The sequence below is a fragment of the Burkholderia sp. AU38729 genome, from assembly GCF_020419725.1.
Taxonomy (GTDB): Bacteria; Pseudomonadota; Gammaproteobacteria; order Burkholderiales; family Burkholderiaceae; genus Burkholderia.
The window spans coordinates 562,454-577,202 of the sequence record NZ_JAIZQO010000001.1 but is presented as its reverse complement, the minus strand read 5'-3'; the positions used below and the strand labels follow the sequence as shown (position 1 = coordinate 577,202).

15 protein-coding genes are annotated in these 14,749 nt (G+C 66.6%); 5 read left to right on the top strand and 10 right to left on the bottom strand.

Going from position 1 to position 14,749, the window contains the following annotated elements:
* Positions 1 to 164 precede the first annotated feature (164 nt).
* Complete coding sequence (gene panE, locus LGM56_RS02515) at positions 165 to 1,112, bottom strand: 2-dehydropantoate 2-reductase (RefSeq protein WP_226202609.1); 948 nt, start codon at positions 1,110 to 1,112, stop codon at positions 165 to 167.
* A gap of 251 nt (positions 1,113 to 1,363) precedes the next feature.
* On the opposite strand from panE, the gene LGM56_RS02510 reads away from it, so the two are divergent.
* A complete protein-coding gene (locus LGM56_RS02510) occupies positions 1,364 to 2,917 on the top strand; it encodes a methyl-accepting chemotaxis protein (RefSeq protein ID WP_226202607.1) in 1,554 nt (517 codons plus the stop codon).
* Between the two features lie 25 nt (positions 2,918 to 2,942).
* On the opposite strand, the gene LGM56_RS02505 is transcribed toward LGM56_RS02510, so the two are convergent.
* Positions 2,943 to 3,620, bottom strand: a complete 678-nt coding sequence (locus LGM56_RS02505; RefSeq protein ID WP_089496536.1) for a response regulator transcription factor — start codon at positions 3,618 to 3,620, stop codon at positions 2,943 to 2,945.
* A 386-nt stretch (positions 3,621 to 4,006) separates the two neighbouring features.
* Between LGM56_RS02505 and LGM56_RS02500 the strand changes: the two genes are divergently transcribed.
* The gene (locus LGM56_RS02500; protein ID WP_069252109.1) at positions 4,007 to 4,501 is read left to right on the top strand and encodes a hypothetical protein; all 495 of its coding nucleotides are present in this window, start codon (positions 4,007 to 4,009) and stop codon (positions 4,499 to 4,501) included.
* Between the two features lie 27 nt (positions 4,502 to 4,528).
* Here the strand turns inward: LGM56_RS02500 and LGM56_RS02495 are convergent, their stop codons facing one another.
* The 8 genes from LGM56_RS02495 to LGM56_RS02460 form a co-directional block, all read right to left on the bottom strand.
* Positions 4,529 to 5,035: a hypothetical protein gene (locus LGM56_RS02495; RefSeq protein ID WP_226202605.1), complete on the bottom strand. Its 507-nt coding sequence runs from the start codon at positions 5,033 to 5,035 to the stop codon at positions 4,529 to 4,531.
* A gap of 133 nt (positions 5,036 to 5,168) precedes the next feature.
* Positions 5,169 to 6,590, bottom strand: a complete 1,422-nt coding sequence (locus LGM56_RS02490) for a sigma 54-interacting transcriptional regulator (RefSeq protein ID WP_413226734.1) — start codon at positions 6,588 to 6,590, stop codon at positions 5,169 to 5,171.
* Between the two features lie 111 nt (positions 6,591 to 6,701).
* On the bottom strand, positions 6,702 to 7,286 hold the full coding sequence (locus LGM56_RS02485; RefSeq protein WP_089496533.1) for a hypothetical protein: 585 nt from the start codon (positions 7,284 to 7,286) through the stop codon (positions 6,702 to 6,704).
* Between the two features lie 156 nt (positions 7,287 to 7,442).
* Complete coding sequence (locus LGM56_RS02480) at positions 7,443 to 9,203, bottom strand: chemotaxis protein CheA (RefSeq protein ID WP_226202603.1); 1,761 nt, start codon at positions 9,201 to 9,203, stop codon at positions 7,443 to 7,445.
* A 44-nt stretch (positions 9,204 to 9,247) separates the two neighbouring features.
* Positions 9,248 to 9,529 (bottom strand): hypothetical protein, encoded by a 282-nt coding sequence (locus tag LGM56_RS02475; RefSeq protein ID WP_039360925.1) that lies wholly within the window; start codon positions 9,527 to 9,529, stop codon positions 9,248 to 9,250.
* Positions 9,530 to 9,603: 74 nt separating this feature from the next.
* Entirely contained in the window at positions 9,604 to 10,194 is a 591-nt protein-coding gene (locus tag LGM56_RS02470; protein ID WP_226202601.1) for a hypothetical protein, read from the bottom strand.
* A 112-nt stretch (positions 10,195 to 10,306) separates the two neighbouring features.
* Positions 10,307 to 10,630, bottom strand: coding sequence for a hypothetical protein (locus tag LGM56_RS02465; protein ID WP_089496530.1), 324 nt, complete (start codon positions 10,628 to 10,630; stop codon positions 10,307 to 10,309).
* Between the two features lie 1,135 nt (positions 10,631 to 11,765).
* The gene (locus LGM56_RS02460; protein ID WP_226202599.1) at positions 11,766 to 12,116 is read right to left on the bottom strand and encodes a hypothetical protein; all 351 of its coding nucleotides are present in this window, start codon (positions 12,114 to 12,116) and stop codon (positions 11,766 to 11,768) included.
* Between the two features lie 147 nt (positions 12,117 to 12,263).
* On the opposite strand from LGM56_RS02460, the gene LGM56_RS02455 reads away from it, so the two are divergent.
* The 3 genes from LGM56_RS02455 to galE are packed head-to-tail and all read left to right on the top strand — an operon-like array spanning position 12,264 to position 14,723.
* Positions 12,264 to 12,737 carry a hypothetical protein gene (locus LGM56_RS02455; RefSeq protein ID WP_226202597.1) on the top strand — a complete coding sequence of 158 codons (474 nt, stop codon included), beginning with the start codon at positions 12,264 to 12,266 and terminating at the stop codon, positions 12,735 to 12,737.
* Positions 12,730 to 13,737 (top strand): UDP-glucuronic acid decarboxylase family protein, encoded by a 1,008-nt coding sequence (locus tag LGM56_RS02450; RefSeq protein WP_226202594.1) that lies wholly within the window; start codon positions 12,730 to 12,732, stop codon positions 13,735 to 13,737. The genes LGM56_RS02455 and LGM56_RS02450 overlap by 8 nt, the downstream gene beginning before the upstream one ends.
* A complete protein-coding gene (galE, locus tag LGM56_RS02445) occupies positions 13,734 to 14,723 on the top strand; it encodes a UDP-glucose 4-epimerase GalE (protein WP_089496526.1) in 990 nt (329 codons plus the stop codon). Before LGM56_RS02450 ends, galE begins: the two co-directional genes overlap by 4 nt.
* Positions 14,724 to 14,749: the final 26 nt, after the last annotated feature.

Here is a 14,749-nt window from a genome sequence, read left to right as displayed (position 1 = left end):
CGACGCGACCGGTCGCATGGGAAGCAATGTAGGTCGATCGCGCGCGCGGCTCCACCAACTTTACGCCTGATTTCCGATACTTTTTTGCGCATTCCGGCCGCACAGGGCGCCGGACGACAAATTTGTGCAGCGCGGAACGGCCTGGCGGCCGCCAGCTCCGGTGGTTACGCGGCCGCGTGCTCGCGCGCCGTCCGCACTTCGTACGCCTTCAGGTGGTTGTACGCGATCCGCAGCAGCGACAACGTATCGGCCGCCTGCGGGTCGCGGCGCGCGAGCAGGTCGCCGATCACGTGATCGGCTTCGACACGCGCATGGTTCTCGACGTCGCGCAGCATCGACGCGGTCAGCGGCGACGGCGTCAGCACCATCCGCTGCATCCGCTCGATGGCGGCCGGGTCGGGCCGGTGGCCATTGTGCTCGGCAATCGCGCTGCATTCGCCGAGCATCCTCTCGAGCAGGCGGCGGCCGTCCGGCGCGGCGAGAATGTCGCCCACCGAGCCGCGGAACAGCGACGTGCTCGCGGCGAGCGTCGCGAGGAACACCCATTTTTCCCACATCCGCGCAACCACGTTGTCGCTGAGCGTCGCATCGAACCCCGCGCCGCCGAGCACGTCGGCCACCGCGCGCACGCGCGGCGATTCACCGCCCGCGAGCTCGCCGAAGGTGACCCCGTGCGTGTCGTTGAGGTGCACGATGCGCTGCTCGCGATCGAGCGTCGCCGCGATCACGCACAGCCCGCCGAGCACCTGCGCGGCGCCGAACCGGTCGCGCAGCACGTCGAGATGACGCATCCCGTTGAGCATCGGCAGGATCAGCGTCTGCGGGCCGACGAACGGCGCGAACGACTGAATTGCATCGTCGAGGCTGTATGCCTTGCAGCTCAGCAGCACGAGGTCGAACGGCGCGACGCCGGCACCCGCATCGCCCGCGCGCACGGTCTGCACGTTCGCGAGCGTCAGGTCGCCGCGCGGGCTGCGGATCAGCAGCCCGTCGCGCGCCAGCGCGGCCGCGCGGCCGTCGCGCACCAGGAACGTCACATCGCGCCCCGCCGCGGCCAGCCGGCCGCCGAAATACCCGCCGACCGCGCCGGCCCCTACCACCAGAATTCGCATCGTTGCCTCCTTTCGGTTTCATTCGCCGCCGCGCCACCGAGCCGGGCCCGCAGCGCACACGCCATTGCCCCGTGAGTATAGCGACACCCGTTATGCATATGCATAGATACCCTTGTCGGGATTAGAGGGATGCGTCCACGGTACCGGTTCCTAGGGATAACCCGTCTACGGTGACGCCCGTCGGACGCCGTCAAGACACTTACCCCGTCACGCCGTTCCGGGGAGCATCCACGACTGACCGACCACACACCATGCGCAACCTTTCCCTGAATCAGAAACTCGCCTCGATGATCGTCATCCTCTGGCTCGGCCTGCTTGTGATCGCCGGACTCGGCGCATGGCAGACGCGCGCATCGATGATCACGGACCGCCGCGAACAGCTCGCATCGCTGGTCGCGCAGGCCGCGAGCGTGACCGACCATTTCTACAAGCTGTCGCAGCAGAACGCGCTGCCGGAAGCCGAAGCGAAGCAGAAGGCGATCGAGGCGATCGCCGCGATGCGCCACGGCGCCGACGGCTACATCTCGATCAACGACTCGAAGCCGGTGATCGTGATGCATCCGATCAAGTCCGAGCTCAACGGCAAGGACGTGTCGAATTTCACCGATCCGAACGGCAAGCACCTGTTCGTCGAGATCGTGAAGGCCGGCAACCTGGAAGGCGGCAAGGGCTTCGTCGAGTATCTGTGGCCGAAGCCGGGCGCCGACAAGCCGCAGGACAAAACCAGCGCGGTGCAGCGCTTCGCGCCATGGGACTGGTATCTCGTGACCGGCATGTACATGAACGACGTCCGCTCGGCGGTGCTCGAAAGCGTCGGCCGCTGGCTCGCGATGACGGCCGTGCTCGGCGGGATCGCGACCGCCGTGATGGTGCTGGTGCTGAAGAGCGTGCGCGCGAACCTCGGCGGCGAGCTGGAGGTGGCGCTCGACGCCGCGCAGCGCATCGCGCAGGGCGACCTGACCGCGCGCGTGACCGTGAAGCAGGACGATCGCGGCAGCCTGCTGCATGCGCTGCACACGATGCAGGGCGGGCTGATCGACATGGTGTCGCGCGTGCGGATGGGCACCGAGAACATCAACGTCGGCGCGAGCGAGATCGCGTCCGGCAACACGGACCTGTCGCAGCGCACCGAGGAACAGGCGGCCGCGCTCGTACAGACCGCGTCGAGCATGGACCAGATGACCGCGAACGTGAAGCAGAACGCGGACAGCGCCGCGCAGGCCGCGTCGCTCGCCGATCAGGCCGCGCAGGTGGCGACGCGCGGCAGCGCGGTGGTCGACGACGTCGTGCGCACGATGAACGAGATCACCGACCGCTCGCACAAGATCGGCGACATCATCGGGGTGATCGACGGGATCGCGTTCCAGACCAACATCCTCGCGCTGAACGCGGCGGTTGAGGCTGCGCGTGCCGGCGAACAGGGTCGCGGCTTCGCGGTGGTCGCGGCCGAGGTGCGCTCGCTCGCGCAACGCTCGGCGACGGCGGCGAAGGAGATCAAGTCGCTGATCGTGTCGTCGAACGAGACCGTCGAGCAAGGCGCGGCGCTCGTCACGCACGCAGGCGAGACGATGGCCGAGATCGTGCAGTCGGTGCGGCGCGTGAACGAGATCCTCGACGAGATCAGCCATGCATCGCGCGAACAGAGCGCCGGGATCGAGCAGGTCAATCGCGCGGTGGGCGAGATGGACCAGGTGACGCAGCAGAACGCGGCGCTCGTCGAGGAAGCCGCGGCCGCCGCGCATTCGCTGCGCGATCAGGCCGAGGCGTTGCGGGATGCGGTGACGCGGTTTGCGTTGCCGGCCTGACGGCGGCCGCCCGGCGCACGCGTGCTCACGCGGCGCGGCCGGGCCGTGACGCGGTCAGGCCAGTGCCAAGCCCCAACCCCGCCGCACGCTGGATCAACTCGACGTCGTTGCTCACACCAAGCTTCTTCATCGCACTGATCTTCTGCGCGCTGACCGTCTGCTTGCCCTTGCTCAGACGCTGCGCGATCGTCTTGATCGGCACCCCCGACAGATACAGGCGAATGACCTCGATCTCGCGCGCCGACAGCTTCACGGGCGCCTCGCCGCGCTCGCCGAATGCATCGACCGCGCGCCTGATGAGCGGCGACAGGTAACGCCCGCCGCTGTAGCTCGAATGAATGGCCGTGACGATATGGCCGACCTCGTCGAACTTGCTGACGATGCTCACGCCGCCGATCGCGAGGATCGACCCGAAGATCAGCGGATTCTCGTTCGCGACCAGCGCGACGATCCCGACGTTCGGACGCGTGCGCCGCAGCCAGTCGAACATTGCGAGGCCGTCCATCTGCTCGTCTGCCCGGATCGCATAGTCGACCAGCACGACATCGCAGTCGACGCCGCCGAGCGACGCGACCAGTTCGGCCACGCTCCGGTACACCGCGACGATCTCGATCGCACAGCCGCTGCCCGCGACCTGCTCGATGCCGGCCAGCGTCAACGGCCAGTCGTACGCGAAAACGACGCGAACATTGAATTTCCTCATGCGCAGTTCCAGGTGATTCATCGGCCGCGCGACACGGGGCACGCACGGCCGATTTGGCGTTGAAAGGACATTCAGGCTATTTTTAGCCTGAATGTCGATTCTATGAAGCTGCGCGCAGGCGGGATATCGGACGGCATCGGGATCGGCCGCCGGAGACGTAATACGAGTTTGATATTTGCGCCGGTTCGAACGCCCGACACGAGGCGCCGGTCGCCGCTGACATCCCCCGAATGGCCAGCGTGGCGGCCGATCCGGGCCAAGCGACCGGCCAGCAGGTAAAATCGACGCCTTTGCATCCCGCGCCGGGCCACCGGCGGCGAGCGACGCGCCGATGCCGGCCGCGCGCCGCCGCCCGTTTGCCGGCTGCCCGTACCCCCGCTTTCCCCATGACCGAATCCGACCTGCAACCCGACGACACCTCCATCCACGAAGACGGCCTCTGGCGCGACAACGGCTGGACGGCCCGCATCATCAAGAACGAAGACGACGACGGCTGGGCCGTCGAGATGATCAAGGACGGCGAGTCCGAGCCCGCGCTCGTCGGGCCGTGGACCATGGGCCGCGACAAGAAGAACCCGAAGCCGATGGACGCGAACGCGTTCCGCACGCTCGTGAAGACCGCGACCGAGGTGCTGATGCGGCACGAGCAGCAGCGGCGCGCGATGCTGCACAAGGAAGTGACGGTTCAGGGCGAGGACGACCAGGATGTGTCGGTGACGCTCGACATCGTGCCGGACGAATTCGAGCCGTACGCGCAGCTCAAGGCATTCGATCCGTATGGCGAGCTGCTGGCCGAAGCGAAGGTGTCGGCCGGGTTCAAGCTCAACAAGGCCAGCGCCGAGCGCTGGGTCGCATCGGGCTTCGAGCGGCCGGCCGCCTGATCGCGCGCCGCGCGCCGGGCCGCGCGCTCAGGCGCCGGCGCCCTGCCGTGCGCGCCGCAACCGGCGCGCCGCCAGCTTGCGCCGCACGAGCTGTTCGAACTGCTGCGTCGCGACCGCCGGGTCGCGCGCGGCCAGCCCGAGCGCGTTGCGCACGAGCTGGATCGGCGTCAGCACGAGGCCCCACGGCACCCCCCACCAGCCGAACGCGGCCGACGCCAGCAGCGCGACCGCCTGCTTCCTGCGGCCGCAACGCCGGCAGCACACATGGCGTCGCGTCGCCCAGCGCGTGACGAACAGCAGCGACACGACGCGATGCGACGCATGGACATCCACCGGCTGGTCGTCGCGACCGCAGATCGGGCATGGCCCGTAACGCCAGTCGTGCACGTACTCCCAGACTTTCGCATCGGGCACCCGTTCCGCCTCGATGACGATCGGATGCGCTTGCGCGCACGCCGCACGGCAATAGCGGCGGCCGTCGATCGACCGCCCGCCGGCCAGGAACGTCCTGCCGCAGTGACTGCACTCTGCCACGGTAACCTCGGATAAGCGTGATGCGCCGCGTGCCGGCCGCGCGCAGCATGGCTGCACCGGCGGTCCGGACGGGCCGTTTACTGTCTTAACGGCCGGCATCGCGCGGTCTTGAGCGGCGGTTTGCCGCCGCGCGTCAGGCGTGCAGCCCGTGCGCGGTCATCAGCCGGTACAGCGTCGCGCGCGAGATGCCCAGCTCGGCCGCCACGTCCGCATGCTGGTGGCGGTGGCGCATCAGCGTTTCCTCGATCGCGTGCCGCTCGGCCTGCCGGCGCGCTTCCGCGAGCGTCGGCGGCCGCCGCGACGTGTACGGGTGCAGTTCGAGATCCGCGGCCGAGATCATCGGGCCGTTCGTCATCACGACCGCGAACCGGATCCGGTTGATCAGCTCGCGCACGTTGCCGGGCCATGGGTAGTTGTGGATCGCTTCGATCGCGCACGGCATAAAGCCGCGAATCCGGTGCGAACTGTCACCGCGATAGCGCCGCAGCACGTGGTCGGCGAGCAGCATGATGTCGCGGCCGCGCACGCGCAGCGGCGGCTCGTCGATGCGCAGCACGCACAGGCGGTAGTACAGGTCGGCACGGAACCGCCCCGCCTGCATCGCGGCCTCGAGATCGACGTGGGTCGCCGACACGATCCGCACGTCCACCGGAATCGACGCGTGCCCGCCGAGCCGCTCGATCATGCCTTCCTGAAGGAAGCGCAGCAGGCTCGCCTGGCTCTCGAACGGCATGTCGCCGATTTCGTCGAGAAACAGCGTGCCGCCGTGCGCGGCCTCGATCCGGCCGATCTTGCGCTGGTGCGCGCCCGTGAACGCGCCGCGCTCGTGGCCGAACAGCTCGGCCTGCAGCAGCGTCGGCGGAATGGCCGCGCAGTTCACGGCGACGAAGGGCGCGTCGGCGCGCAACGACTGCTGGTGGATCGCCGCCGCCGTCAGCTCCTTGCCGGTGCCGGATTCGCCGGCGACGAAGACGGTGGCGTCCGTGTTCGCGACCTTGCGGATCGTCGCGAACAGCCGGCGCATGGCGTTGCACGAGCCGATCATCGTGCCGCCGGGGGGCGCCGCAGCGGCGTCCGGGCTGCCGTCCGCGAGCTTCAGCATCCCGTATGCATGGCCGACCAGATAGCCGATCGTCGTATAGGCGTTCGCATTGCGCACGTAGTCGAAGCAGCAGTGGCGAATCAGGCGCGCGACGGTGAGATCCCGCAGCCGCTCATGGTCGGCGAGCGCGACCCAGCCGACGCGCGGATCGCGCAGCAGCGTTTCGAACGACATGACGTCGAGCGACGCGAAGCTGCCGAAATCGACGATGCCCGCATGCGGGCGGTTCACCCTGACGAGATTCAGTGCGTCCGCAACGGTTTTCGCGCGCCACACGTCCCAGCCGCGCGACGCGAGGCAGTCGACGAGCGCGGCATCGTGCTGCTGCGACAGGTAGACAAGTGGCCGCGGCGGTACGACATGGTTGCGCCGGACGGCAACGAACGGCGCCGGTCCCGCCTCGCGTTCGAGATCCTGCGGGCCCGACACCCTGATCTGGCAGCAATGGTTCACGATGGCCTCGTCGCTTGGATAGGTGGTCGAAACGGCCGTTGCCGGATCGCGCGGGGCGGGACATCGTGGTCCCGCGGCGCAGCGCCGGGCCGTCCTCGGATTGACGTTTCGTTATCGGCAGAACACGACGCGCTGCGTGTAGATTTGCGGCTCGACGACCGGCTTCGCGGCACGGTTGAGGTCGTCACGATAGGCGCGGTAAGTCTTGCCGTTCACCGTCACCTCCGTCGCAGGGGCCGTCTCGATCGAGCCGAGCCCGTTGCGCTGCCACCCGCTCACCCGCTCCGCCGCCGTCACGGTCGACTCGCCGGCGATCTTCTGCGTGATCGCGCTGCCGTCGCTCCATGGCTGCGTCTGCATGTCCTCGGCATGCTGCATCGCGCCGATCGTCTTGCCGGTCGATATCGGCCCCTTCTGCGCTTCGAACGGCGCGCCACGGCCGTACACCGGCGATTGCCACGACGGGGCGTGACCTTCCTCCGGCATCATGTAGATCATCTGCGGATCGCCGATCATCATCATCGGCGCGCATGCCGTGTTGTCGGCGCGACCGAGCGTCGACAGCGCCTGCTGAACGCTCACGGCGTTCGCGGCGGTCTGCTCGCCCAGGATCACGAAGACCGCCGGGTTCTGAAATACCGACTGCGCCGCGGCTTGTGCGCTGTACAACAACAGAGCGACCAAAAAGATCCTCATGATTGAGGCCTCCTTGCATCCTCGTCAGGCAAAAAGAGGTGTTGACCTCGGGGATGGGATCAACACCCGTCAAACAGGCAACGACCGTCGGGCATCGGGTTCGAACGTCTCCCGTGCGGCCGGTGTTCCGGTCACACGGGAAACCGATCCGCGTGCTTACGACGACGTGCTCGTCGAGATGACGGCCGGAGCCGGCACGACCGGTGCAGCCGGGGCCGCCTGCTGGTCGACCGAAGCCGGCGGCAATGCTTGCGCCGGATCGGACAACGCCGGCATGTCGGCGGGCTGCGCAGCCGCTGCTTCCGGCGCCTTCGCGTCGGCGGCCGGCATGTCGGCAGGCGCCGCAGCGACGGCAGGCTGCGCGGCTTCCGGTGCGGGCGCTTCCGCGGCGACCGGCGCCGGCTCGGCGGCCTTCGCATCGGCTGCCGGCGCGGGCATCGCGGCTTCAGCCGCGGGCGCCGCGACGACGGCTGCCGCCGGCGTCGGGTCCGCAGCCGGCGCGGCAGCGGCCTGCGCTGCGTTGTCGGTCGCGGCCGGCATCGGCTCCGGCGCCTTGTCGGCGACGGGCTGCACAGGCTCGGGGGCCTTGTCGGCAACTGCCGGTGCAGGTTCCGGTGCCTTGTCGGCGACCGCCGGTGCCGGTTCCGGTGCCTTGTCGGCGACCGCCGGTGCCGGTTCCGGTGCCTTGTCGGCCACCACCGGTGCGGGTTCGGGCGCCTTGTCGGCCACCACCGGTGCGGGTTCCGGTGCCTTGTCGGCGACCGGCTGCACGGGCTCGGGTGCCTTCGTGTCGGCGACCGGTGTGGCAGGCGCCTGCGATGCCTTGTCCGCGACTGCCGGTGCGGCGATCACGGCGGCAGCCGGCACGGCCGCCATCGCAGCCGCCGGGATGACCGACGCTGCAGGTGCGGCAGCTACCGCGGGTGCTGCGGCTACGGCCGGCGCTGCGGCTGCAACGGCGGGGGCTGCTACGGCCGGTGCGGCCGCAACAGCAGGCGCTGCCACTGCCGGCGCAGCAGCTGCGACAGCCGGCGCTGCGACAGCCGGCGCAGCGGCAACCGGCGCCATCGACGGCACGGGCACGGGTACCGGCACCGACACGGGTGCTGCCTGCACAAAATTCGTCGCCACCGGACGGGGCTGCGCCGGCGCCGGCGCGGCAGCGCCGAGCGGCGGCAAGCCCATGCGGTCGCGCACGATCGGATCGCGATACTTCACGTCGTCGGCGACCGTCGCTTCCACGCTCGGCGCCACGTTCGAACGGGCGAGCGGCGCGGTCGTGCCCGGGCACAGGTGCCCGGTCGCTTCCACCGCACGCCGGTTCGCGTCGCTCTGGCAGAGCAGCGCGAGCGCCACGTCGGTCAGGCCCATCGCGCGGAATTCACGCGCATCGAGACGTCGCACGCAGGCCTGGTCGACCAACGTCGTGCCGCCCGTCGCGCCGAACCCCGGGAACGACACGCCGACGCTCACCGAGCCCATGCAGGTATCGGACAGCGTGGTCGTCAGCCCCGGCGCCTGGATCGAGGGGTTCGTCTTGATCGTCTGCGTCCCGGAGTAATTGACGTTTTCCGAGGTCTGGGTGTTGTACGGGTTGGTGCCGGGTGCGCCTGACGACTGGAGCGAACTGACGCTCTGCGGCGTCACGTTCGAACCGCCACTCGTGCCGGACGGCATCGTCACGTTCACGTTCACGCTCGAATTGCCGCTGCCGCGAACCCCGCTGGAGCTGGTGGCGTTGCCGCCGCGCGAGCTCGTGGTGTTCGTGTTCATGCTCGAGCCGCCGCCCTGGCTGATGGCCGTCGACGAGGTCGACGACTGCGAGCTCGAAGTCGAGTCGGCGGTTTGCGCCTGGGCGCCGATCGTGGTCATCGCGAACATCGCAGCGCATGCCACCTTGATCCTGTTGCTGTTCATTTCACTCTCCGGACGAGGTTTGACCTCCCACCCAGGCAACCGTACTAGTTCCCCTGATTCCCTTCAGCTTTGCCTGCTTCCCCGAACTGTTTCCAGCCGTTGCCCAGCTGGGACCATGAGCCTGCCGACATGCCCTGCCACTGCTGGGCGTCGGGTCCGCCGATGGCACTGCCCGAAGAAAGCGTTTGTTGTTCTGACGGTTTGGTTGTCTGGTCAGGTTTGTTTGACGTCTGCAAATTCGATTGCACGTCGTCGGCAATACGGTCAGCGCCATACGCCGTCAGAGACGCGAGCATCAGAGCGGCGGCAATCAGTTTCTGCTTCATGCCAACTCCTTACGTGACAACAATGTGGGGCAAAGAGACCAGCGTCGCTGGGAAACTGGTCCCCCCACACCTGACTAATGACTGCTTCCGGTCGCACTTGAACTGCCCTGGCTTCCGCCCGCCGCGGACGGCGAGCCGGCCGGACCTGTACTCCACACGGTCGACGAGTTGTAGTGATTCGAACCCGTGATCGCGCCTGACCCACCACTGCCGGTCAGCCCAGCGGCACCCGCGTTGGCATAGCCCTGGTCGTTCGCGCTCGAAGCCGTGTAGTGATTCGCACCGAGTACGATCGTGGCACTCACCCCTCCCGATAGCGCATTCGCGTTCTCGTTCGTTTTGCTGTTTCCACCGTTCGAGGCTGCGGCACCGATACCGCCGCCTGCCGCGTACGCGCCCCCGTTCAAGCCTGAACCACTGGCCGTCGAGGTCGAGTTGTGGAAGGCGGATGCCGTACCGACGGAACCAGCAGGTGTCACCGTACTGCCAGCGCTTGCACCCGCCGTCGAAGTCGAGTTGCTGGTATAGCTGCCGGACCCGACCAGCACCGAACCGGAAACACCCGACGCAACGGATTGCGTCTGGTTGGTCGTGGACAGTCCCGCGGCCATGGCAGCCGACGACAAGACGGTGAGCGCTGTCGCTAATATCACGTTGGCTTTCATAGCAATCCCTTGCTGTGATGAAGTTCGGCGGTGGCGGAGCCGGGCCTGCCCCCCATCGGACGAAACCCGGCATCCGTACCGCCAGCCAATGACGAACGCTACGCGTCGCGGCTTAGTGGTGATACGTCCAGCCGATCGAACCGGCATTCGCGCCGCTGCTGCCAGTCGCTTGTGCTCCACCGAAGCCGAAGCCGCCAACCGTCGACGTTTGGGTGTGGTTCGTGTACGAGATCGAACCGCTGCCCGGGCCGCCGGCCAGTGCGCCGGCTGCACCGAGTGCCGAGCCGGAATCGGTCGCGGAGAAATGACCGAACCCTGCGACCCCAGCCATCGTCGAACCGCCGCTCGACGAGTTGCTGCTCGACACCGTGCCGCTACCTGCGAACGCTGCACCCGAAACCGCCAGAACTGCTGCTGCAATCAGAAGCTTCTTCATGGTCGACTCCAAAACGGCGTGGACGGAGTGAATCGGGAAGATCGCACGCCATCGATCCTCCCGACTTGAGCAATCCTAAAAATTAAGGATCACTATCCAATCAATAAAATCTCATTGCCTTTTAAATCAAGTTTTTTGCGATTTTGGCCAAACGAAGCTTAGCTTCGAGATTTTTGTTTATCCAAATTTTTTTGTAGGTGTTTTCTATTATTTTTATGAACATTGGCCTTGCATCGAAAACACCATTGCTTGATGAACCGGAACGATGCGCACATCTTTCCGGCTTGCGATATTCGATACCCCGCCGGACGGCATGTCATGAATCGACATCCCGTTTCCGGAATCGAAAATTCGCGAATACATTAACCACCGCAAATTGCAGCGCCGCTTGAAATACATCTTTTACACGGGCGACAAGGGCCTGCATTGCAGCCGGGTGGCGTGTGTTCTCCCTGAGCTATCGACGAAGCGTCTTCCGGATAATCCGGCCGACAGGCTGTTCGATCTAATCCGGCCGGCGCCGGCATGGGCCACGCACGATCGGAGCGGCCCTGCATGGCCGAGGACGAATCGGCATCACGCTGTCCGGCACGAACAGCCTGATCCATCCGGGTGAACTGAATGAGAGCGAGTACCGCTGTCGCCCGACTGCCGTGCGGCGCGACAACCGCGCCAGCACGCGGCGCGCGCGGCGCGCGCGGCGGGCAAGAAACCGGGACAGCGCAACCCGCGAAGCTGGCACAGCGTCGCGAGCATCACCCCGGCCTTTCCGACTACCCCATTGATGCGCAAAGTACGCACCGATCAAGCTACTGCTTATGGTCTTCATCGCCGTTTCCCCGACTGCTTATTGACGAGTTGGCCGCCCCACCGCTTTGTTACATCGTTTCAGCCGCCCGCCGGTGCGTCCAATACCGCAAGCAGCGTGCCACGCGATATTCCACCGCAGCTTGCGCGCGGCACACGCCCGCCACGGCGGCCCGCAGCACCTGAAACGGCATTTTTTGTTTCAGGAATGTATCGCAATAACAGTCTGACACCCGCTCCAATCGTTAAGCGCCGCGACGCAATCTCCGGATTAGACGGACGAATCCGGCCCGCAGGCCCGCACCGGGCGGCCAGATGAACGAGTGTTTCAAACTTGAGAACCGGGCTGCCGCGCAAGGCCGGCGGCGCGGGCATTTCCGCCTGCAAACCGGGGGGGCGCGGCATGTGCGCCCCCTTCCTGCGCCATCACAAACGAGAATCGATTCGCCCGACACCGCGTACCGAAAGCCCGATACGGCAGCCTCCGGCGAGCCATCGACACGCATTTCTCCTGACGACCGAAACGAATTTGATTCATCCGTGAAAATACCAACAGGATCACGCACCGCTCGAGAGCCGAAATGGACCGTAACAATGAAAACTTTCGTGACGACGTAATAATTAAAACAAATGAAAAATCGCGCCCCATCATGCCGCCCATCATTTTTTTCACTTTCATTCGCCCCGCCTTTCACGCACCGAATCACCCGATTCGCGGCACCTTCAGGAAACACTTTTAATCCTTTATCCACGCCTTTCTCATTGATGAAACATTCAAACTCAACACCTGTTTGACGGCGCCATTCCCGCAAAAGCCTGATTTATCGTGCGTTTCGTCGTATCGATTCGCATCGATCCGGCAATTTCCCCGCTCGCTTTTCTGTCCCCACGATACATGCATGAAACAGAAGCGCGCGTATCGCGCGGCAATCGCGCCGCCGCTCCCGTGCGCATCGCGACGGCATCGTTCATGGCATGCCGATTGCCTGATCTCCGGCTCTCACCGAGCGGCACGCCGAGGCACAAGATCACGGACGGCGGCCTGCTCGTCAATCAGCGTATCGGGGAAAAGGCGATGAAGATCACCACCGGTCGATCGGCGTGCGCGTCGTTCAAGCATCAACGGGGTAGTCAGCGAAACCGGAGCGCCTGTCGCGGCGCTTCGTCGACCTCGGCCCATGCGAGCCGGCGCTTGCCGAAGCGCTACCCGTGCGGCGGGATGGAACGCGTGCGCACCGCCGTCGAGCAAATCGACGTGTGGTTCCTCGAGCTGCTCGACGAAGGTGAAAGCCATGAATGACCGGGTCGCGCTCGAGACGCGCGCCGGTCAGCGCGTCCTGGTGACGGGCGGCGCCGGCTTTCTCGGCAGCTACGTATGCGAACGCCTGGTCATGGAAGGCGCGTCCGTCACGTGCATCGACAGCCTGCTGACGGGGCGCAAGCTCAACGTCGCCGACCTGAAGGCGTCCGGCCGCTTCGAATTCGTGAAGGGCGACGTCTCGCTCGGCCTGCCGCAACTGCAGGTGGACGAGATCTGGAATCTCGCGTGCGCGGCATCGCCGCCCACCTACCAGGTCGATCCCGTTCATACGATGATGACCAACGTGCTCGGCATGAACCACTGCCTCATGCTCGCGCGCAAGACGGGCGCACGCGTGTTCCAGGCGTCGACCAGCGAGATCTACGGCGACCCGGACGTGCACCCGCAGACGGAAACCTATCGCGGCAACGTGAACACGATCGGCCCGCGCGCGTGCTACGACGAAGGCAAGCGCGCGGCCGAGGCGCTGTGCTACGACTACTACCGCACGCACGGCATCGACGTGCGTGTCGCGCGCATCTTCAACACCTACGGCCCGCGGATGTCGCCGCACGACGGCCGCGTCGTGTCGAACTTCATCGTCGGCGCACTCCACGGCGCGCCGCTCGAGATCTACGGCGACGGCCGGCAGACCCGCTCGTTCTGCTTCGCCAGCGACCTGATCGACGGCTTCTTCTGCCTGATGAGCGCCGAGCGCAACGTCGGCACGCCGGTCAACATCGGCAACCCCGGCGAATTCACGATGATCGAGCTCGCGGAGAAAGTGCTCGCGATGACGGGCTCGACATCGGAGATCGTGTTCCGGCCGCTGCCGATCGACGATCCGCATCAGCGCAAGCCCGACATCTCGGTCGCGTCGGCCGAGCTGGGCTGGCGGCCGGCCATCGATCTCGACGAAGGGCTGCGCCGGACCGTCGACTATTTCAGCCGCGAACTGTGGCTCGAGCCGGTGCTGCGCGTGACCGGGGCCACGGCATGAAAGTGCTCGTGACAGGCGGAGCGGGCTATATCGGCAGCCATACCTGCAAGGCGCTCGCGGCAGCGGGACACGAACCGGTCGCCTACGACAACCTGTCGACCGGCCATCGCGACGCGGTTCGCTGGGGGCCGCTCGTCGCAGCCGACATTCTCGACCGCGACGCGCTGTCGAAGGCGTTCGCCGCGCATCGGCCCGACGTCGTGATCCATTTCGCCGCACTCGCTTACGTCGGCGATTCGGTGCTCGCGCCCGACCGCTATTACACGGTCAACGTCACCGGCACCTGCACGCTGCTGAGCGCGATGCACGCGGCGGGCATCGGCAGGATCGTGATGTCGTCGTCGTGCGCGACCTACGGCGTTCCGGACGGGCTGCCGATCTCGGAGCGCATGCCGCAGCACCCGATCAATCCGTACGGCTTCACGAAGTACGCGATGGAACGGATGGCCGCCGATTTCGAGCGCGCGTATGGGCTGAAGTGGGTCGCGCTGCGCTACTTCAACGCGGCCGGCGCGGACCCGGACGGCGAGATCGGCGAATGCCACGAACCGGAAACGCACGCGCTGCCGCTCGCGATTCGCGCGGCACTCGGAATCGGCCCTGCGTTCCAGGTGATGGGCACCGACTACCCGACGCCCGACGGCTCGGCGATTCGCGACTACGTGCATGTTAGCGACCTCGCCGACGCGCACCTGAAAGCGACCGCCTATCTGTGCGGCGGCGGCCACAGCGTCGCCCTGAATCTCGGCACCGGCCAAGGAACGTCGGTGCTCGACGCCCTGCGCGCCGTCGAAGCCGTGACGGGCCGGCGCGTACCGACGGTAACGACCGCGCGCCGCCCGGGCGACCCGCCCGAGCTGTACGCCGACGCCACGAAAGCCGCGCTCGTGCTCGGCTGGCGGCCGCGTTTCACCGCGATCGAACCGATGGTCGAACACGCCGCGGCGTGGTTTCAGAAAGCACTGCAATTCGAATCCGGCAATTGAGCCAGTTTCCTTGAACGCCACGCAGG